General features: G+C 70.8%; 18 protein-coding genes. 6 read left to right on the top strand and 12 right to left on the bottom strand.

Features of this window, described 5'->3' with window-relative positions; genetic code table 11:
* Window positions 1-4 precede the first annotated feature (4 nt).
* Window positions 5-784, bottom strand: a complete 780-nt coding sequence (locus tag AB5J73_RS20610) for an enoyl-CoA hydratase/isomerase family protein (RefSeq protein ID WP_370971319.1) — start codon at window positions 782-784, stop codon at window positions 5-7.
* 55 nt (window positions 785-839) lie between these two features.
* Window positions 840-1,661 carry an ABC transporter ATP-binding protein gene (locus AB5J73_RS20605; RefSeq protein ID WP_370971318.1) on the bottom strand — a complete coding sequence of 274 codons (822 nt, stop codon included), beginning with the start codon at window positions 1,659-1,661 and terminating at the stop codon, window positions 840-842.
* 332 nt (window positions 1,662-1,993) lie between these two features.
* On the opposite strand from AB5J73_RS20605, the gene AB5J73_RS20600 reads away from it, so the two are divergent.
* A complete protein-coding gene (locus AB5J73_RS20600) occupies window positions 1,994-2,539 on the top strand; it encodes a cysteine dioxygenase family protein (RefSeq protein WP_370971316.1) in 546 nt (181 codons plus the stop codon).
* On the top strand, window positions 2,536-2,931 hold the full coding sequence (locus AB5J73_RS20595) for a rhodanese-like domain-containing protein (protein WP_370971314.1): 396 nt from the start codon (window positions 2,536-2,538) through the stop codon (window positions 2,929-2,931). Before AB5J73_RS20600 ends, AB5J73_RS20595 begins: the two co-directional genes overlap by 4 nt.
* Here AB5J73_RS20595 and AB5J73_RS20590 read toward each other — a convergent pair.
* From AB5J73_RS20590 to AB5J73_RS20575, 4 genes are all read right to left on the bottom strand, one after another.
* Window positions 2,928-3,914: an LLM class F420-dependent oxidoreductase gene (locus tag AB5J73_RS20590; protein WP_370971313.1), complete on the bottom strand. Its 987-nt coding sequence runs from the start codon at window positions 3,912-3,914 to the stop codon at window positions 2,928-2,930. The genes AB5J73_RS20595 and AB5J73_RS20590 overlap by 4 nt on opposite strands.
* Window positions 3,915-3,988: 74 nt before the next feature.
* Entirely contained in the window at window positions 3,989-4,618 is a 630-nt protein-coding gene (locus AB5J73_RS20585; RefSeq protein ID WP_370971311.1) for a putative T7SS-secreted protein, read from the bottom strand.
* Between the two features lie 14 nt (window positions 4,619-4,632).
* Entirely contained in the window at window positions 4,633-4,986 is a 354-nt protein-coding gene (locus AB5J73_RS20580; protein ID WP_370971310.1) for a hypothetical protein, read from the bottom strand.
* The gene (locus AB5J73_RS20575; protein WP_370971309.1) at window positions 4,983-6,134 is read right to left on the bottom strand and encodes a hypothetical protein; all 1,152 of its coding nucleotides are present in this window, start codon (window positions 6,132-6,134) and stop codon (window positions 4,983-4,985) included. Before AB5J73_RS20575 ends, AB5J73_RS20580 begins: the two co-directional genes overlap by 4 nt.
* Before the next feature lie 62 nt (window positions 6,135-6,196).
* Between AB5J73_RS20575 and AB5J73_RS20570 the strand changes: the two genes are divergently transcribed.
* Window positions 6,197-6,427 carry a hypothetical protein gene (locus tag AB5J73_RS20570; RefSeq protein WP_370971308.1) on the top strand — a complete coding sequence of 77 codons (231 nt, stop codon included), beginning with the start codon at window positions 6,197-6,199 and terminating at the stop codon, window positions 6,425-6,427.
* 1 nt (window position 6,428) lies between these two features.
* Here the strand turns inward: AB5J73_RS20570 and glgP are convergent, their stop codons facing one another.
* On the bottom strand, window positions 6,429-8,960 hold the full coding sequence (gene glgP / locus AB5J73_RS20565) for an alpha-glucan family phosphorylase (RefSeq protein WP_370971307.1): 2,532 nt from the start codon (window positions 8,958-8,960) through the stop codon (window positions 6,429-6,431).
* A gap of 132 nt (window positions 8,961-9,092) precedes the next feature.
* Here glgP and AB5J73_RS20560 point away from each other — a divergent pair, with 132 nt between their 5' ends.
* A complete protein-coding gene (locus tag AB5J73_RS20560; RefSeq protein ID WP_370971306.1) occupies window positions 9,093-10,526 on the top strand; it encodes a neutral zinc metallopeptidase in 1,434 nt (477 codons plus the stop codon).
* A gap of 53 nt (window positions 10,527-10,579) precedes the next feature.
* Here the strand turns inward: AB5J73_RS20560 and AB5J73_RS20555 are convergent, their stop codons facing one another.
* Window positions 10,580-11,554: a tetratricopeptide repeat protein gene (locus AB5J73_RS20555; protein ID WP_370971304.1), complete on the bottom strand. Its 975-nt coding sequence runs from the start codon at window positions 11,552-11,554 to the stop codon at window positions 10,580-10,582.
* Between the two features lie 92 nt (window positions 11,555-11,646).
* Here AB5J73_RS20555 and AB5J73_RS20550 point away from each other — a divergent pair, with 92 nt between their 5' ends.
* Window positions 11,647-12,054 carry a hypothetical protein gene (locus tag AB5J73_RS20550; protein WP_370971303.1) on the top strand — a complete coding sequence of 136 codons (408 nt, stop codon included), beginning with the start codon at window positions 11,647-11,649 and terminating at the stop codon, window positions 12,052-12,054.
* 97 nt (window positions 12,055-12,151) lie between these two features.
* On the opposite strand, the gene AB5J73_RS20545 is transcribed toward AB5J73_RS20550, so the two are convergent.
* Window positions 12,152-12,454 (bottom strand): MTH1187 family thiamine-binding protein, encoded by a 303-nt coding sequence (locus AB5J73_RS20545; RefSeq protein WP_370971301.1) that lies wholly within the window; start codon window positions 12,452-12,454, stop codon window positions 12,152-12,154.
* Window positions 12,455-12,532: 78 nt separating this feature from the next.
* Here AB5J73_RS20545 and AB5J73_RS20540 point away from each other — a divergent pair, with 78 nt between their 5' ends.
* Window positions 12,533-13,033: a MarR family winged helix-turn-helix transcriptional regulator gene (locus tag AB5J73_RS20540; protein WP_370971299.1), complete on the top strand. Its 501-nt coding sequence runs from the start codon at window positions 12,533-12,535 to the stop codon at window positions 13,031-13,033.
* Window positions 13,034-13,081: 48 nt separating this feature from the next.
* On the opposite strand, the gene AB5J73_RS20535 is transcribed toward AB5J73_RS20540, so the two are convergent.
* The 3 genes from AB5J73_RS20535 to AB5J73_RS20525 form a co-directional block, all read right to left on the bottom strand.
* Window positions 13,082-13,447, bottom strand: coding sequence for a DUF3817 domain-containing protein (locus tag AB5J73_RS20535; RefSeq protein ID WP_285999236.1), 366 nt, complete (start codon window positions 13,445-13,447; stop codon window positions 13,082-13,084).
* A gap of 228 nt (window positions 13,448-13,675) precedes the next feature.
* Window positions 13,676-16,063 (bottom strand): GH92 family glycosyl hydrolase, encoded by a 2,388-nt coding sequence (locus AB5J73_RS20530; protein ID WP_370971298.1) that lies wholly within the window; start codon window positions 16,061-16,063, stop codon window positions 13,676-13,678.
* Between the two features lie 66 nt (window positions 16,064-16,129).
* Entirely contained in the window at window positions 16,130-19,354 is a 3,225-nt protein-coding gene (locus AB5J73_RS20525) for a GH92 family glycosyl hydrolase (RefSeq protein WP_370973251.1), read from the bottom strand.
* Between the last annotated feature and the right edge of the window lie 56 nt (window positions 19,355-19,410).

Genomic DNA, 19,410 nt, shown 5'->3' with positions numbered 1-19,410 from the left:
GGCGTCATTTCCCTTCGAAAGTGGCCTTGCCGGGCCCGTTTTCGATGAACGACTTCATGCCGTTCCGCTGGTCTTCGGTCGCCCAGAGCGCGGCGAACAGGTGCGACTCGAGCTTGAGCCCGTTCGCGAGGTCGGTGTCGAGGCCGCCGTCGATGGCCGCCTTCGCCGCGCGCAGCGCCACGGCGGGGCCGTTCGCGAACTGGGCCGCCCACTTGTGGGCCGCGGCGTAGACGTCGTCCGGGGCGACGACCTGGTCGACGATCCCCAGCTGCAGCGCCTCTTCGGCCTTGACGAACCGTCCGGTGTAGACGATGTCCTTGGTCTTGCTCGGGCCGATCAGGCGCGCCAGGCGCTGGGTGCCGCCCGCGCCGGGGATGACGCCGAGCTGGATCTCGGGCTGGCCGACCTTGACGTTGTCGCCGGCGACCCGCCAGTCCGCGGTCAGCGCCAGCTCGAGGCCGCCGCCGAGGGCGTAGCCGGTGATGGCCGCGACGACCGGCTTCGGGATGTTCGCGATGGCGGCCAGCGTGCCGGTGAGGGTCGCGCCGAACTTCGCGATCTCCGGGTACGTGCGGGTGGCCATCTCCTTGATGTCCGCGCCGCCGGCGAAGGTCTTCTCGCCGCCGTAGAGGATCACCGCGCGGACGTCGTCGCGCTCGGTGGCCTCCTTCGCCAGCTCCGCGAGCTCGGCGGTGACCTGGGCGTTCAGGGCGTTGACCGGCGGCCGGTCGAGCCGGATCGTGCCGACCCCGTCCTTGACCTCGAGGGTTACGAACTCTCCCACGTCACTCCTCCTCGTTGACGGACTGCCAGCAGGCTACCGGCCGGTAAGCCACACCTTAGCGACGGCGGGCGAAGAAGCGATCGCCGGAGCGCTCCAGCACGAGGTCCTGGTCGAACGTCTTCGACAGGTTTTCGCTGGTGATGACGTCGTCGACGAGCCCGGAGACCACCGCGCCGCCGTCGCGGAGGAGCAGCGCGTGGGTGAACCCCGGCGGGATCTCCTCGACGTGGTGGGTGACCAGCACGAGCGCCGGCGCGTCCGGGTCGAGGGCCAGCGCCGAGAGCCGCGCGACCAGGTCCTCGCGGCCGCCGAGGTCGAGACCCGCGGCCGGCTCGTCGAGCAGCAGCAGCTCCGGGTCGGTCATCAGCGAGCGCGCGATCAGGGCCCGCTTGCGCTCGCCCTCGGACAGCGTCCCGAAGGTGCGGTCGGCCAGGTTGCCGATGCCCATCGCGTCGAGCAGCTCGGCCGCGCGCGCGGTGTCGAGGGTGTCGTATTCCTCACGCCAGCGGCCGAGCACCGCGTAGCCGGCGCTGACCACGACGTCCTTGACCAGCTCGTCGCCGGGCACGCGCTGGGCGATGGCCGCCGAGGTGAAGCCGATGCGCGGGCGCAGGTCGAAGATGTTGACCCGGCCGATGCGTTCGCCGAGCAGGTCGACCTCGCCGGTCGTCGGGTGCAGCTCGGCCGCGGCGAGGCGCAGCAGGGTGGTCTTGCCCGCGCCGTTGGGGCCGAGCACCACCCAGCGCTCGTCCAGTTCCACGGACCAGTCGAGGCCCTTGAGGAGGTCGTTGGTCCCCCGGCGGACGCCGACACCGGCCATCCGGACCACGAGGTCGTCAAGTTCGCTGGGCTGGATCGGCTCGCTCACGAGCCCCATTCTGTCTGCCGTCGCGCGCGCGTGCGCACCCGCCCGGGTGAGTGGGCGATCCGGCAGGTCGGAGAGTGTCCACGTCGTGGAACGTCGCACCGCGGGAGAGCAGCTCGCGGCGGAGTTGTGGCACGATCACTGGCATGTCAGCCGACGCGCCCGCCACCCCGGTCACCCGGGGTTCGTTCTGGCGCCGTCGCACGATCGACCTGCTCCTCGTCGCTTCGGCCGGGTGTACGCGGGCGCGGCTTCGCTGATCCCACGCGTCCGCTTCGCGACGCGTGCGCGTGCCGCGCTGCCCCGTGTCCCGAATCACTTTTCGCGTCCGAGGAGCACCCGCGTTGACCACTTCGATCGTCCGCCCGCCCGTCGAGATCCACCCGCAGCTGACCGACCCGCTGCTACCCGAGCTGCTGCACCCCTCGCGGCTGCTCTGGACCCCGCGCGAGCTGGCCGACCTGACCGCCACCGTCACCACCGAGCTGACCGCGAACCTGCGGAGCATCCTGCGCTTCGACGAAGACCGGCGGTGGTGGGCCCGGCTGGCCCTCACCGACGGCGTCGAGCTGTGGCTGCTGTCGTGGCTGCCCGGCCAGCACACGAAGCCGCACGACCACGGCGGCGCGTCCGGCTCGTTCACCGTGCTGCAGGGCGAGATCGGCGAGGAGTACCGCTACCCCGGCGGGCCGATCCGGCGCCGCACGCACGTCGCCGGCCAGGGCCTCGGCTTCGGCGCCGGCCGCGCCCACCAGGTCACCGGCGTCGGCGACCGGCCCGCGGCGAGCGTCCACGCGTACTCGCCGCCCCTGGTGGCGACGCGCGAGTACGCCACGCTGGCCGACGTCCCGGCGGAAATCCCGCCTTTGCCCGCTATCGTCCGGCCATGAGCGCTGTCGATACGTTCCTGGCCGCGGCCCGCTCCGGCCTGGACCGGGTTTCTCCCCCGCGTGCCCGCGAGCTGCAGGAGGCCGGCGCGCTGCTGGTCGACATCCGGCCGTTCGAAAACCGGCAGGCCGAAGGCGAGATCCCGGGCGCGGTGATCGTCGAGCGGATCCACCTGGAGTGGCGGCTGGCCCCGGACAGCGAGTGGCGGCTGCCTTCGGTGACAGCGGACTCGAAGGTGATCGTGCTGTGCAACGAGGGCTACTCGTCGAGCCTCGCGGCGGCCGACCTGCAGCGGCTGGGACTGGCGAACGCGACGGACCTCGTGGGCGGCTTCCGCGCCTGGGCCGCCGCCGGCCTGCCCGTGCAGACCGGCGGCAGCCCCGCGGTGCCCTAAGCCAGTGCGGGCGCGACCTTCTCGGCGAACAGGTCGATGCCGGCCCGGTCGTACGCCGCTTCGGGGAAGTTGAAGATCGCGTACGACATGCCGAGTTCGCCCATCGCGGCGAGCTTCTCGGTGACCTGCTCGGGCGTGCCGGTCGTCGGGCTGTTCACGAAGTTCCCGTGCCAGCGCTCGGCGGCGTCGGCCGGGGCGTACTTGTCGAGGTGCGACTTCAGCCAGGCCAGCTTGTCCTGGACGTCCTTTTCGGTCTCCCCGAGCACGACGTTGTGGTTGGCCGAGCGCACGATCGCGTCGAAGTCGGTGCCGACGTCCTTGCAGTGCTGCGCGAGAATCTCCGACTTGCGGGTGAACGTCTCCGGGTCGGCGGCGAAGTTCGTGTACTTCGCGTACTTCGCGGCGATCTTGAGCGTCTTCTTCTCCCCGCCACCGGCGATCCACAGCGGGATCCCGCCCTCTTGCGGCGGCAACGGGCGCAGGATCGCGCCGTCGGTCCGGTAGTGCTTGCCGTCCAGAGTGGACGTCCCGGTGGTCCAGAGGTCGCGCATGATCTGCACGCCCTCGTCGAGCTGCCCGAGCCGGTCACCGGCGCCCGGGAAGCCGTAGCCGTAGGCCCGCCACTCGTGCTCGTACCAGCCGGCCCCGATCCCCATCTCGACGCGGCCGCCGGCGATGGTGTCGGCGGTGGCGGCGACCTTCGCCAGGTAGGCGGGGTTGCGGTACCCCATGCAGGTGCACATCTGCCCGAGCCGCACGGTGTCGGTCGCGGCGGCGAAGGCCGAGATCAGCGACCAGGCCTCGTGCGTGGCCTCCTCGGTCGGGACGGGCACGGTGTGGAAGTGGTCGTAGACCCAGATCGATTCGAAGGGCCCGGCCTCCGCGTGCTTCGCGAGGCCGAGCATGGTCTTCCAGTGGTCCGCGGGGTCGATGCCGGCGAGGTCGAGCCGCCAGCCCTGCGGGACGAAGATTCCGAAGCGCATGCAGCCAACCTAACGCCGCCCGCGCCCGCGTGCGCAGCGATTTCCGGCTGGAGTCGCTCCAGGTCAGGGGCGGTTCAGGACTCCGAAAGGTGGTCGTGGATGGCGTCGCTGAGGTCCTGGACCCGCTGGTAGAACAGGGCGACGGCCCGCGGGTCCAAGGTGACGGCCCGGGGGTCCAGGCCGGCCACCAGCGGCCTCGGCTGGACCGTCGGCTCCTGGACGGCGGCCGGCGCCGGAACCGCGACGACCAGGCCCGGCTCGGCACCCGGCATCGTCGCGGGCCGCAGGTCACCGGTGAGGTCGGGCAGCGTGGCGCGGACCTTCTGCAGTTCTTCGGCCGCTTCGCCGATCATCGCGGCCGCGTGCGTGGCCGCTTCGACGCGCTCCTGCTCGAGCTTGGCCAGTGCCGGGGAGTCCGACTCGTAGAGCCGGCGTTCGGACAGGTCGGTCAGGACGTCGACGTAGTGGCCCAGCTCCTGCGCGGCGATTTCGTGCGCGGCCGCGGCGGTGCGGACCTGCCGGACCTGACGGCCCCGCGCGTCCACGAAGGAGTCGCGGGCGTCACCGGCCCAGTTCCGCGGCTGGACGCCGGCGAGGTCGCCGGCCAGGTCTTCGAGCGCGTGCGCCAGTCCCCTGATCCGGTCGGCCTCGCCTCGGAGCAGGTTGATGGTCCCCTTCGACCAGGGGCTCGGCGGCTCTGCCATGTTCGGTCCGTCGCTCAGCTCAGCGCCGCCGTGATGGCGTTCGACGGACGCGGTGCAGCCGGGGCGCCGGACGCGGCCGCCTCCGGGTTCCGGATCCCGGCCCCGCGCTCGGCTTCGTGGTCTTCGTACATCCCGGCACCCCGGTTCAGGCGCGCCCCGAGCTCCGCCAGGTCTTCGACGAGCTGTTTGACCGCGGTCGCGGAGGCGTCCTGGAACGTCTCCAGGGCCGCGGCCAGCAGCGGATCGCCGGCGAACCGGGGCTGGGCCGAGTACCGGAGCGCCGGGTGGACGGCGCACTCGCCGGCCAGCTCGTCGAGCCGTGCGCCGGACAGCCGCAGCTGCGGAGGGTCGACCTCGAACCCGCTCATCGACGGCGCTCCCCGTCCGGTCCACCGACCAGCCGGGCGATTTCGACCGGCGGCAGCGGAAGGGTGGTCCCGGCGCCCGCACCCCGGCTGGCGCTCGGGTCGATCAGCACCCCGGTCGGCTCGGGCCGGGCGTGGGCGAGCCCGACGAAATGGCGTCCCGTCGCGGTCAGGGTCTTTTCCCAGCGCTTGTCGGTGATCGCCCGGTACTCGTCGAGGAGCTCCCGCTCGGTGAACACGCACATCCAGATCCCGCGCTCGCCCAAATCGACGACCAGCGGAGCGCCGTCGGCGGCGGCCGGTGCGTGGCGCCGCCCGGTCAGGAAGACGTCGATGCTGCGGGAAACCAGCCGGGGGAACCACTCTTCCGGGCTCGAAAGAATGCTCAGCAGCTTCGTCACTTCCCCGCCGGGTTCGGTCCGGGGTGCCGGCTCGACCGTCGGGCGGGTGTTGTGCTCGAGCCAGCGTTCGGCCTCCAGCAGCTCCCATTCTTCGAGTTCCGGCTGGTCTTCGAGCAGGCTGTTCTCGAGCTCGTCGAGGAAGTCCTTGACCCGCCGCTGGCAAGTGCGCTTCTTCACCTCGGGTTCGAGGCGCTTCAGCCGGTCTTCCAGCTTGTCCGACGCCGGTGTCACGCCGAGGTTGTAAGCCGTCCAGACCACGAAGGCCAGGTCGTCGCGCCCGAGGGCGTCGAGCACCGCTTTCAGGCGCAGCACCACGACGGCCCGGACCCGGCTCACCGGGTCGTGCTCGGTGATGCGCCAGATGCGCCGCAGTTCGGGGCCGATCCATTCGCGCAGGCCAGGTCGCCAGAGCCCGGCGCCTTTGTGCAAGCCGAGTGCGGCGTTCTTCACGGCGCTCGAAACCGAGCTTCGCTTCTCGTCCATCGCCTCCGCCTGCTTTTCCGCCACCGGGAAAGGCATCTTAAAGGAGTGTTCATGCGGTGCGACAACAGGTTTGCCCACTGGCGTGTCAAGCTCGCGGGAATGCCTCCCACCTGCGTTTATGCCAAATTGTGGCCACACCCGACCGGTCCGAAGGCGATTCTGGCCAAGAACCCGCCATGGCGACTTCTTGACCAAAACAGAACCGTACGACTGTCCGGTGTCACGTTTCCGGCGGAAACCGCTGATCAGTGGCCGAAAAAGGATCACCGTGCTTACCGTGGATTCGTCGGCCGCGAACGGAGCGGCCCCTCGGACCCCCGGAGAACCCGATGCAACTGGCCGCGCTCGTCTTCGCGTACCTGTTCGGCGTGACCTCGACCAGCCTGGTGACGACCTGCTGGCTCCGGCGCCGGCAGCGGCAGCACGACTTCCTGGTCGCCGTCCTGCAGGACCGGATCCGGCTGCAGGAGCTGGGCGTGTTTCCCCCGCCGCCGCCGTCGGGGCCGCACCGGATCCCGCCGCCCTTCCCGGGGCCGGTGGTGCCGCCGCCGTACTGGTGACTCAGGCCAGGACGACCCGGGCCAGTTCCGCCGGCGTCGCCAGCAGCCCGTGCTTAGGCAGCACCCGCACCGTGTACCCGATCGACCCCGGCCTCGGCAGCTTCAACCTCGCCGCGAAGGCGCCGATGCCGTCCTCCGTCATCGGGACCGTGACCGCGTCGCGGAGTTCGTCGTCGTCGCCGACCTGGCCGACCACCGCCTGGATGTCCACTTCGGACGGGTCGAGGCCGGCCAGGTCGATGCGGGCGCGGATGGTCACCTCGGTGCCGACCACCAGCGGCTCGGTCTGCTCCACCAGGAGCTCGGAGTCGAAGATGCGCAGCCGGGGCCAGGAGACCTCGAGCTTCGTGCGGTAGTCCGCCAGCGACAGCGCGCCGCGGTAGCCGTCGCCGGTGGCCGTGGCCACCATGCGGGCGGCCGGGAGGTAGCCGTTGTCGACGTACTCGCGGACCATGCGGGACGCCTGGACCCGCGGGCCCAGCGTCTCCAGCGTGTGCCACACCATCGACAGCCAGCCGGTGGGCACGCCGCCTTCGCCGGAGCGGTCGTAGAACAACGGCGCGATCTGCTGGCCGAGCAGCTCGTACAGCGCCGCCGCCTCGAGGTCGTCGCGGCGCAGGGGGTCGGTGACGCCGTCCGCGGTCGGGATCGCCCAGCCGTTGCTGCCGTCGTAGCACTCGTCCCACCAGCCGTCGCGGATGGAGAGGTTCAGGCCGCCGTTGAGCGCCGACTTCATGCCCGACGTCCCGCACGCCTCCAGCGGGCGCACCGGGTTGTTCAGCCAGACGTCGCAGCCGCGGTAGAGGTACCGCGCCATCGACATGTCGTAGTCCGGGAGGAACACGATCCGGTGCCGCACGTCCGCGCCGTCGACGAACCGGACGATCTGCTGGATCAGCTGCTTGCCGTTCTCGTCGGCCGGGTGCGACTTGCCGGCCACGACGACCTGGAGGGGGCGGTCCTCGTTGAGCAGCAGCGTGCGCAGGCGCTCGGGGTCGCGCAGCATCAACGTCAGCCGCTTGTACGTCGGGACGCGGCGGGCGAACCCGACCGTGAGCACGTCCGGGTCGAAGACCGAGTCCACCCAGCCGAGCTCCAGCGGGGACGCGCCGCGCTGCAGCCACGCCGCGCGCACCCGGCGCCGCACCTCGTGCACCAGCTTCTCGCGCAGCTCGCGCCGCAGCGCCCACAGCTGGGCGTCCGAGACGCCGTCGCGCAGCGGCCCCTCACCGACGTCGAGGCCCCATTCGCGGCCGAGCAGCGTGCTCAGCTCGCGCGCCACCCACGTCGGGCCGTGGACGCCGTTGGTCACCGACGAGATCGGCACCTCGTCGTGGTCGAAGCCGGGCCACAGCCGGGAGAACATCCGCCGCGTGACGCGCCCGTGCAGCTGCGAGACGCCGTTCGCCCGCTGCGCCAGCCGCAGGCCCATGTGCGCCATGTTGAACAGCCCGGGGTTGTCCTCGGCGCCGAGCGCGAGCACGCGCCGCGGGTCGATGTCCGGGACGAGCCTGCCGTCGTTGAAGTAGCGCTGCACCAGGTCCACCGGGAACCGGTCGATGCCCGCGCTGACCGGGGTGTGCGTGGTGAACAGCGTCCCGGCCCGGACCGCGGGCATGGCTTCGTCGAACGCGAGGCCGTCGGCCTGGACGATCTCGCGCGCCCGCTCCAGCCCCAGGAAACCCGCGTGGCCTTCGTTCGTGTGGAACACCATCGGCTGCGGGTGGCCGGTCAGCTCGCAGTACTTCCGCACCGCGCGGAACCCGCCGATGCCGGCCAGGATCTCCTGCCGCAGCCGGTGGTCGGCGTCGCCGCCGTAGAGGCGGTCGGTGACGCCGCGCAGGTCCTCGTCGTTGGCCTCGACGTCGGTGTCGAGCAGCAGCAGCGGGACCCGGCCGACGCGGGCCTGCCAGATCTGCGCGCACAGCTCGCGCCCGCCCGGCATCGCGACGCCGATCAGCACCGGCCGCCCGCCCGCGGTCAGCAGTTCGAGGGGGAACGCGTTCGGGTCGATCACCGGGTAGTGCTCGACCTGCCAGCCGTCGAGCGACAGCGACTGACGGAAGTAGCCGTTGCGGTAGAGCAGGCCGACGCCGACCATCGGCACGCCCAGGTCGGACGCGGCCTTGAGGTGGTCGCCGGCCAGCACCCCGAGGCCGCCGGAGTAGTTCGGGAGGGCCTCGGTGACGCCGAACTCCATCGAGAAGTAGGCGACCGCCGGTGGCAGGTCGGCGTCGTCGCGCTGCTGGTACCAGCGCGGCTCGTCCAGGTACCGCTCCAGGTCCTCGGCCGCGGCGCGGGCGCGTGCGAGGAAGTCGTCGTCGACGGCCAGCTCGTCGAGCCGGGCCGGCGGCAGCGCGGTCAGCATCCGCAGCGGGTCGCGCACGGCGTTGAACAGCTCGGCGTCCATCGACGCGAACAGGTCGCGCGTCGGCGGGTGCCACGTCCAGCGCAGGTTGGTGGCCAGCGCGCCGAGGCCGGACAGGGACTCCGGGAGGCTGGCGCGAACGGTGAACCGGCGGACTGCACGCATGGAATGCGACGATATCGGGCCGCGGGCGGCGGTGCGCGGGGGAGTAGTTCGGGGATAACGTGCACGCTCCGCGTAAGCCCTGGGTATGGTCCTGCCCGTCGGGTACGGGTGGGTACGAGAGCGAGTGAACAGATGATCCCAGGGGGAGGACGGCGCGCGCTGGTCGCGTTGCTCGCCGTCGCGGCCGTGGCCGTGAGCGGGTGCAACGACAAGGGCAGCTCGGGGAGCGGGCCGGTCCAGGACAACGGCGCCGGTTCGGTGTCCGGGCTGCCGGTGACGCACTTCGAAAGCGGCCTCAAGCCGGACGCGCCATCGCCGGACCTCGACGTCCGCAACGCCGACGGCGGCGAGGACGACAAGCTCGCCACCGCCGCCATCGCCGACGTCCAGACGTACTGGGGCGAGCACCTGCAGGCCGACTTCGGCCAGCAGTTCGAGCCGGTGAAGTCGCTGCTGTCCTACGACGCGCAGACCGACACCGAAGAGACCGGCTGCGGCAGCGTCAAGAAGCTCGTGAACGCGTTCTACTGCCCGGTCGACGACTCGGTGGCGTGGGACCGCGGCGTGCTGCTGCCGATGCTGCGCCAGCGGTTCGGGCCGATGTCGGTGGTCGTCGTGCTCGCGCACGAGTTCGGCCACGCCGTCCAGTACCGGCTCGGCGACAAGGCGGGGATCACCAAGAGCACCCCGACCGTGGTCAAGGAGCAGCAGGCCGACTGCTTCGCCGGCGGCTACTTCCGCTGGGTCGCCGAGGACAAGAGCAAGTTCTACCGGGTGTCGACGTCCGAGGGCCTGAACCAGGTGATGGCGTCGATGTTCCTGATCCGCGACCAGGCGGGCACCAGCGCCGCCGACCGCGGCGCCCACGGCACGGCGTTCGACCGCACGTACGCGTTCCAGGCCGGGTTCGAGAAGGGCCCGAAGGAGTGCGCGGCGATGAACAACGAGAACGTCAAGGCCCGGCTGACCGAGCGCCCGTTCGACAAGGGCGACAAGGGCAAGGGCGACGCGAAGTTCAACGACCAGGCCGTCGAGCTGCTGAAGAAGAGCCTCGACGAGGCTTTCAAGGGCGCCGGCGTCGCCGCGCCGGAGATCACCGACGGCGGCAGCTGCCAGACCACGCCGCCGGCGTCGTACTGCCCCGGCGACAACACGGTGAGCATCGACCTGGCGAAGCTGGCGGAGCTGGCCCAGCCGATCGACCGCGAGGCCGAGATGAAGGGCGAGGACCCGGGCGGCATGGGCGACTTCGCGGCGTTCTCGGAAGTCGCTTCGCGGTACGCGCTCGGCATCCAGAAGGGCGTCGGCGCGTCGATCGACAACGCGAACGCGGGCCTGCGCACGGCGTGCCTGGTGGGCGCGTGGGCGGCGTTCACGAACCGGCCGGGCGACCTGCGGCTGTCGGCCGGTGACCTCGACGAGGCCATCGCGGACCTGCTGCAGCCGGAGAGCCTGGTGTCGGCGGACGTCAACGGGAAGCGCCCGGACAGCGGTTTCGACCGCGTCGAGTCGCTGCGGAAGGGCTATCTCGAAGGTTCGTCGGTCTGCTCGAAGCAGTACGGCTGAGCGAAGGCGTGAAAAAGGCCCCCACCGCCCGGTGGGGGCCTTTTCCGTGAGCTCTAGAAGAGGGCGCTGGCCAGGTCGCGGCGGGCCTTCATTACCCGGTCGTCGGCCGGGTCGAAGAGGTCGAACAGGGCCACCAGGTGCTCGCGGACCTTGTTCCGGTCCTCCCCCGCCGTGCGGCGGACCGCGTCGATCAGGCGCTTGAAGCCCGCCTCGACGTCGTTCGCCGCGATCTCCAGGTCGGCCGCGTCGAGCTGGGCCGCCAGGTCGGACGGGTCGGCGTCGGCTTTCGCGGGGGCCTCCGGGTCCGCGCTCTCCGCGCGGGCGGTGAACTTGACCTGGGCCAGGGCGTTCTTCGCCAGCTCGTTGGCCGGTTCGACGTCGAGGATGCGCTCGTAGGCCGCCTGGGCCGCGGCGAAGTCGCCGCGCTCGAAGGCCTCTTCCGCCTCGGTGAAGCGGGGGTCTTCGGGCTCCTCGACCGGGCCGCCGCCGTTGGCCTCCGCCTCGCGGATCGACGGCAGCTTGTCGCGCAGGGCGTCCAGGAGCGCGTTGATCCACTTGCGGATCTCCGGCTCGGGCAGCGCGCCGGAGAACGCGTCGACCGGCTGGCCGCCGCCGATGGCGACGATCGTCGGGATCGACTGCGCGCCGAACAGCTGCGCGATCCGCGGGTTGGCGTCGACGTCGACCTTCGCCACGACCCACGCGCCGGCGGACTCGGCGGCCAGCCGCTCGAGCACCGGGGACAGCTGCTTGCACGGGCCGCACCACTCGGCCCACAGGTCGACGATCACCAGCTGGCGCAGGGACCGCTCCACGACCTCGGTCTGGAAGGTGGCCTCGGTGACATCGATCACGGCGTCGGTCGAGACGGGCGCCGGCGGGCCGTCGCCGCCGGGCGGGCCGGCCTGCGGGGCCGGCTGCCGCTGCGCCGCGTCGGCGCGCGCCTTGAGCGCGGACAGGTCGACCGCGCCGGACAGGGCGGCGGACAAGGCCGCTGACTTCGCTGCAGATCCGCGTGGCTGTGTCACGCTTCCATCCTGGCACGCGCGCCGGACGGTTTCACCGGGTGCCCCGGCCGGTCCGCTTGGCAGGACGGCGTCGCTGGGGCAGGCTCGGCCGGGTGCACATCCGGCGTGACGTGAAGGTGGGACTCTCGATCGCCGCCGCCGTCGCGTGGATCGGCGCGGTGACGCTGCTCATCGTGCACGAGCCGGACCCGGGCGCGGCTTCCCCCGCCGAGCTGGGTGACCGCCTGGCCACGGCGCTTTCCGGGCACGACGCGGACGCCTTGGCCGACCTGCTCGACTACCCCGGCTCCGGCGGCGGCGACTTCGCGAAGGACTACGTCGCGGTGCTGACCGACCACGGCGTCCACGACGTGCGGGTGGCGCTGGGGCCGGACGCCGCCACCCCGTCGCGCGCCACGGTGACGGGCACGCTCGGAGACGGCAAGCCGTTCAGCTACCCCTTGACGGTGACGAGCGAAGACGGCCGCTGGACGGTCGCCTTCACCCCGCCGCTCCCCTGACCCGCGCGCCCCAATGTGGCGTTGGTTGCGTCCAGCGCACCCAATGTGGCGTTCGGTGCGTCCAGCGCAGCGAACGCCACATTGGGGTGCTTGGGACTCACGACTCGCGGAGGCGGGCTTCCACGCGTTCCACCTTGGCCTCCAGCTGGCCTTCGAAGCCCGGCCGGATGTCCGCTTTCAGGACGAGCCCGACGCGCGCCGAGCCCTCCCCCGCGGCTTCCACCGCGCGCTTCACGACGGCCATCACCTCGTCCCACTCGCCCTCGATGTTCGTGAACATCGCGTTGGTCGAGTTGGGCAGCCCGGAGTCGCGGACCACCTTGACGGCGCGAGCCACGGCTTCGCTGACTCCGCCGTCGGGCTCCCCGCCGGACGGGCTCACGCTGAACGCGACGATCATGGTCGGAAGTCCCTTCTTCGGTGCTCTTTCCGCCGGTCGTGGGACACGCGCCGGTACCCGCTGGTAACTTCGCGTGTCATGAACCGTCCGCTGCCGTTCGACCCGATCGCCCGCGCGGCCGCGCTCTGGGAGGACCGGATCGGGCCCTCCGGGACCATGGCCGCGGTGACCGGGGTGATGCGGGTCCAGCAGATCATCCAGTCCGCGGTGGACGGCGCGCTCAAGCCGCACGGCCTGACCTTCGCCCGGTACGAAGCACTGGTGCTGCTCACCTTCGCCCGCAGCGCCAGCCTGCCGATGCGGGTGATGGGCGAGCGGCTCCAGCTGCACCCCACCAGTGTCACCAACATAGTCGACCGGCTGGAGCGCGACGGGCTCGTCAAGCGCGTGCCGCACCCGACGGACCGGCGCACGACGCTCGTCGAGATCACCGACGAGGGCCGCAAGCGCCGCGAGACCGCGACCGAGGCCGTGACGGCGATCGACTTCGGGCTGTCCGGGCTCACCGAGCGGCAGACCGAGCAGCTGACCGACCTGCTGACGAAGGTGCGCCGGGCCGCGGGCGACTTCACGGAATGACGAAAAAGGCCCGCACCGGGCGGTGCGGGCCTTTCTCACATCCTGGGATCAGACGGCGACGGGTTCCTGCACCTGGAACAGGCCGACACCGCCGTGGGACAGCCGCTGCGGGCCGTCGAGCTTGCCGTTGCGCAGCGCCCACTTCTCGAACAGCCACGTGAACAGCGGCGGGATGCTCGCGAGCAGGGCGAGGACCAGCGTCTTCGGGCGCCAGCCGAGCGGCTTCGCCACGGACAGGGAGACGACCACGTAGAGGACGAAGATCACGCCGTGCACCATGCCGATGACGGGCACGCCGCCCTCACCGGAAGAGTGGACGACGTACTTGAGGAACATCCCGACAAGCAGCGCCGCCCAGGAAAGGGCTTCGGCTACTGCGGCCACGCGGAACACTAGAGCGGCCTTGCTGGACACTGCTTCCTCCTGTGGGGTCTCACCACGTTGGTCACTGCACGAGCTGTGTTCATGAAAAAGCCGCCCGACACACCGTCCAAGGCGGACTTGCCTTGTACGTCAACGGCGTCGTCGGACGTGCTCATCCCAGTGTGAGGCGTGACGGCCCTCACCGGAACACCGGGTCCCGTGATGATGCTCACGAACGTGGTCCACTGTGGTCCGAACCACGTTCGTGAGCACCGCTATCTAGTCAGAACACGGGGAAACCGGTGCCGCGGACGGCGAAGTCCCCCACGTCGCCTTCGCGACGTCAGCAGTCAGGGAGAAGTCCAGCGTCGCGCCGCGCTTGAGCTGGTCGACACCGACGTACACCTTGTCACCGGGCTTCGAACCGACCTTCAGCCCCGAGACGTACTGCAGCTTCGAGCCGTCCGCGCCGGGCGCCTTGATCGTGATGTCGCGCCCGTTCTCCAGGTGCAGCACGGACTTCTCGAACCGCGGCGCGTTGAGCACGAAGTTCCCAGTCCCTGGGACGGCGGGGTAGAGCCCCAGCGCGCTGAAGACGTACCAGGCCGACATGGTGCCGAGGTCGTCGTTCCCGGTGACGCCGTTGGGCGCGTTGGTGAACAGTGTGTGCGCGGCCCGCACGACGGTCGAGGTCTTCGCCGGCTGGCCGGTGAGCGCGTACATCCACGGCGAGTGCAGGTCGGGCTCGTTGTTCGGGTTGTAGCGGAACTGGTCGTAGTAGTCGTACGGGCCGACGACCCAGTTCTCGCGGACCGCCGTCGCCGGGTTCTTCACCAGCTCGTCGTAGGCGAAGAAGTCGTCGAGGCGCTTCCCGGTGGCCGCCGGGCCGCCCATGCGGTCGACGAGCCCGGGAACGTCCTGCTGGACCAGCCACTGGTACTGCCAGGCCGTGCCCTCGTGGAAGCCGTCCTGGCTCTGCGGGCTGTACGGCTTGTCGGCGGGGCTGAACCAGTCGCCACCGGCCACCTTCGGCCGGAAGAAGCCGGTGAAGCCGCGGTCGGTCTGCGTTTCGTCCCAGAGCGTCCGGTAGGTCCGGCCCTTCTCCTTCAGCGCGGCGGCGTCGTCCTTCTTGCCGAGCGCTGCGGCCATGACCGACAGCGAACAGTCACCGAGCGCGTACTCCAGGGTGGCCGACGCGCCGTGGTTCGGGTCGGTGTCCTGCCCCTTCTTGGGGAAGTCCGGGTCGTACTGGACGAACCCGTCCTGCTGGTAGCTGGCGTTGCCGGAACGGCCCTGGAACGGCGACGACGCGGGCGGGATCCGCGTCGAGTTCTGCAGCAGCGCCTGGTAGGCGCGCGTTTCCTCGCCCGACAGCGCGCCGAACCGCCAGAGGTCCACCAGGAACGGGGTGACCGGGTCGCCGGTCATCGTGTTCGTCTCCTGGCTCGCGTACGCCCACCGCGGCAGCCAGCCGCCCTGGTCGTGGATGGCGAGGATGCTCTTGGCGATGTCCTTCGCGCGGCTCGGCCGCAGCAGCGCCAGGAGCTGGTTCTGGGAGCGGTAGGTGTCCCACAGCGAGAAGAAGTCGTAGTAGGTCCAGCCGGTCGCGCGGTGGATCTTCTTGTCGAAGCCGTAGTAGCGGCCGTCGGCGTCGTTCGCGGTCAGCGGCTGCAGCAGCGCGTGGTAGAGCGAGGTGTAGAAGACCGTCCGGTCGTCGGTCGAGCCGCCCTTGATATCCACACTGGACAGTTCCTTCCGCCAAGCGCGCTGGACGTCGGCCTTCGCCGCGTCGAACGACCGGATGCGTTCGGCGGCCAGGTTCACCCGCGCGCCCTGCGCGTCCACCTGGGAGATCGCGGTGGTGGCGGTTACCTGACCGCCGCCCGCGAACGTCAGCCACGCACCGCGCAGGCCCGCGCCGCCACTCGACTCGCGCGAACCCGGCGTGCCGCCGGTCGGCGACCACGTGCCCGAGGACTTGAACGGCTTGTCGAACTTCGTCGTGAAGTAGGTCGTGTAGGCCTTGCCGCCGCAGAAGGCCTGCGACTCCACGGTTCCCTCGACGGTCCGGTCGTCGACGACGCGGATGCTGCTGCCCGTCACCGGTTCCTTGTCGTTGGCCTGCCCGACGTTGACGAAGACGTTGGCGTCACCGGGTTTCGTGAAGGTGTACCGCTCGGCACCCGCCCGCGTGGCCGCCGTCGTCTCGACGTCGACGCCGCCGTAGCCGGTCAGGTGGACCTTGTAGTAGCCGGGCTTGCCGACCTCGCCGTCGTGCGTGAACGGCGACGCGTACTGCTTCTGGTCGAAACTGGACGCTTTCGTGGTGTCGAACGCCTTGCCGGGACCGATCTCCCCGGTCGTCGGCAGCGTCGAGACGAGGCCGCCCTGTTCCCAGCAGCCCGCGCCGGACAGGAAGAAGTGCCCGAACCCGCGGATGGCCGTGTCGGTGTAGCGGTAGCCGGCGTAGTGCGAGGTGATCGGGCTGACCTGCGTCATCCCGAACGGCGCCGAGGCGCCCGGGAAGGTGTTGCCCTCGTCCTGCGTGCCGATGAACGTGTTGACGGCGTCGAGGGCGTCCCCACCGGACGCTTCCGCGACCACGGGACTCACCCCCGTCGCCACCACGGCGAGCGTCAACGCGCCCGCCAGGATCTTGCGCTTCACTGAGCTTCCTCCGAAGTCCGCGAAAGGCCGCCCGCGCGAGGCGGGCGGCCTTTCAGGGGTGGATCACTACGCACCGATGCCGATGGCGAACACGTGGAGCGCGCCGCCGTTGACGGTGGCCGGGAGCGTCACGCTCGCCACCGTCTTGCCCGCGTCCAAGGTGATCGGGTTCGTCCCGAACACCATCGTGCGGATCTGCTGCGGGTCGCTGCCCGCGGCGTTGCGATACGGCGTGGACAGCACGATCCGGTTGCCGAACGCCGGCTGCGCGCCGCCGCCACCGAGGGTCCAGTCGGAGAACCCGATGGTCGCGGTGGACGTCGTGCCGTCGGTGTAGGTCACCGTCAGCGTGCCGGACGCGTTGCCGTTGGACGCCGAGCCGAGCAGCGCCAGGCGGCCGGACCCGGACACGTTCACCGTCTGGCCGCCGGCGACCACGTTGTCCGGGTCGCCCGCCGGGAACGCCGGCCAGGTGAACTTGATGCCGTCACTGGTCACCGTGCCGCCCGGGGTCGCACCGGCCGCGGCCAGCGCGTCGGCCGAGTAGCTCCAGCCGCCGCCGTCGAAGTTGGCCGCGCCGGAGTTCGCGTCCGGGGAGATGCCGGCGTTGTTCACCGTGGCCAGCCAGCTGTTCGGCTGGGCCACCAGCACCGTCAGCACCGCCTGCGTCGAGGCGAGCCCCGGCGACGAGAACGTCACCGGGATGCGGCGGGCGCCGTCGGCCAGCCCGGCCGGGACGGAAACCGTCAGGTCGGCGTGCGCCTTGCCGCCCGCCGGGACGGCGATGCTGCCCGACGCCGGGGTCAGCGTGATCCCGTCGACGCTGCCCGCGCTGTAGGTCCAGGTCCGGGCCACCCCGGAAAGGTCCTGGACGCCCACCGACGCCTTCGACGTCGACCCCGCGGGCGTCACCGCGCGCGCCGGGTCCACAAAGGACAGGCTCGGCTTCTCCTGCTCGCGGAACGACGGCGGGGCGTCGGCCGCCGCGCTGCCCCACGCGGTCGCCGTGGCGGAGCGCGTGTAGTCGAGCGTGCCGCCACTGGAGATCAGCGCCTCCGGCAGCCACGCCTTCGCGGCCGCGCCGCCGTTGACCTTCAGGCTGCCCACGTAGTCGCCGGTGCCCGGCGCGTTGACGGTGACCTTCTTGCCCGCGCCGGTGGTGAGCACGGCGTGCTCGAAACGCGGCGTGACGAGCAGCGTCTCGGCGCGGCCCGGGATCTCCGGGTAGATGCCGAGCGCGGACCACACGTACCAGGCCGACATCTGGCCGAGGTCGTCGTTGCCGATCAGGCCTTCCGGACGCGGGTTGTACAGCTCGTCCATCGAGCGGCGCACGATCGACTGGGTCTTGGCCGGCGCGCCCGCGTACGAATACACGTACGGCGCGTTGGAGTTCGGCTCGTTGCCCATGAACGCGTACGGCTCCTGCGTGCCCGCGTTCAGGTCGGTGAAGAAGGTGTCCAACCGGGACTGGGTCGCGGTGTTCCCGCCGAACGCCGTCACGACGCCGCCGAGGTCGTAGGGCACCATCCACTCGTACTGCGCGCCGTTGCCCTCGACCCAGCCCTGCGAGCTGGCGGGGTCGTAGGTGCCGGCGAACGAGCCGTCCGCGTTGCGCGGCTGCAGGTGCCCGGTACCGGGGTTGTAGAGGTTCTGCCAGTTCTGCGCGCGCTTCATGAACGTCGTGTACGTCGCGCTGTCGCCGAGCCGCTTCGCGAACTGGGCGATGGAGAAGTCGGCGCTGGTGTACTCGAGCGTGTCCGCGCCGGCGCCCGGGACGTACCCCAGCTTCTGGTAGTCGTCGAGGCCCGGCCGCTCGGTGTAGCCCTGCGTCGGCTGGGTGGCGCCCTTGATCATGAGCAGCAACGCCTTCTGGGCGTCGAAGTCACGCGCGCCGAACGCGTACGCGCTGGACACGATGATGTGGTACGGGTCGCCGTTCATGACGCCGGTGTAGTCGTTGGCGACCGTCCAGCGGTCCCACGACCCGCCCTGCTCGGCGTAGGCCATCATCGACCGGACGATGTCCGACGTCTCGTGCGGCGCGATCGTCGCCAGCAGCGGGATCTCCGAGCGGTAGATGTCCCAGCCGGAGAAGTTCGTGTACATCGCGTGGCCCTTGTCGGCCTTGTGCACCCGCCCGTCGAAGCCGGTGTACTGACCATCCACATCGGAGAAGACGTTCGGCTGGATCAGCGAGTGGTAGAGCGAGGTGTAGAACGTCGTCAGGTCGGCGTCGGAGCCACCGGTGACCGCGATCTTGCCCAGCTGGGCGTTCCACGCCTTGCGCGCACCCGCCGCGACGGTGTCGAACGACTTGCCGGTGTTCTCCGCCTTCAGGTTCGCTTTCGCGCCGTCCACGGACACGAAGGACAGTCCGACCTGGACGTTCACCTGGGCGCCGTTGAGGTTGGCGAAGGTGACGTACCCGCCGCTGCCCGGCCCGGAGACGGTGGTGTTCTGCTGCTTGGCGGTCGTGGTGCGCGCGATCGACGCGTTCACCCCGTTGGGCTGCGCGACCTTCGCCTTGGCCCCGCCGGTTTCCGCGGCCTTGTTCGGCGTCACGGCGCCGTTCTTCCAGGTGCCGATCGACGCGAACGGCGTGTCGAACTTGGCCGAGAAGTAGACGCGGTAGCTGTTCTGCGCGCCGCAGAAGCGGCCGCTCGTGGCCCAGCCGCTGATGGTGTCCTTGCCGATGGTGATCGACGCGTCGTCGGTGCCGTTGACCGAGCCGGACGTGTTGACCAGCAGCGTCGAGGACGCGCCCGCCGGGTAGGTCAGCCGCGCGGAGCCGGTGCGCTGGGTCGCGCTGAGCTCGACCTTCGCGCCGCTGTCGAGGGTGACGTCGTAGGCGCCCGCGGTCGCGTGTTCGTTGGCGTGCGAGAACTTCGACGTGTAGTGGGACGGGTCGGTCGCCGGGGAGGTCGTCACTTCACCGACATAAGGGATGAACGGGATGTCCTCATAGGTCGAACAGCCCGCGCCCGAAAGGTGCGTGAGGCTGAACCCGGTGAGGGCGTTGTCGTCGTAGAAGTACCCGCCGGGCTGGGACTTCACCGTGTCGGGACTCCACTGGACCATGCCGAACGGCGCGACCGCGCCCGGGAACGTGTTGCCGGCCCCGCCCCCGGTGCCGTGGTCGGCGCCACCCGGACGGGTGCCCACGAAGGGGTTGACCCACTTCGCGAAGTCCGTCGCCTGGGCCGCCGCGGCGGGGACAGCGGGAGCCACCGCTGCGGTCACCGCCAATGTCAGGAAAGCCAAACCGGCTCTGAAGCGCGCTCGCGCCATCGCCATCGCCTCTCACCTCATCAGCGCGACCAGAAACGGTGTCATGACAACCTTGT

It is taken from the genome of Amycolatopsis sp. cg9 (assembly GCF_041346945.1).
Lineage (GTDB): Bacteria > Actinomycetota > Actinomycetes > Mycobacteriales > Pseudonocardiaceae > Amycolatopsis.
Note: the sequence above shows the minus strand (reverse complement) of the source record. Positions and strands in the feature narration are given on the sequence as shown.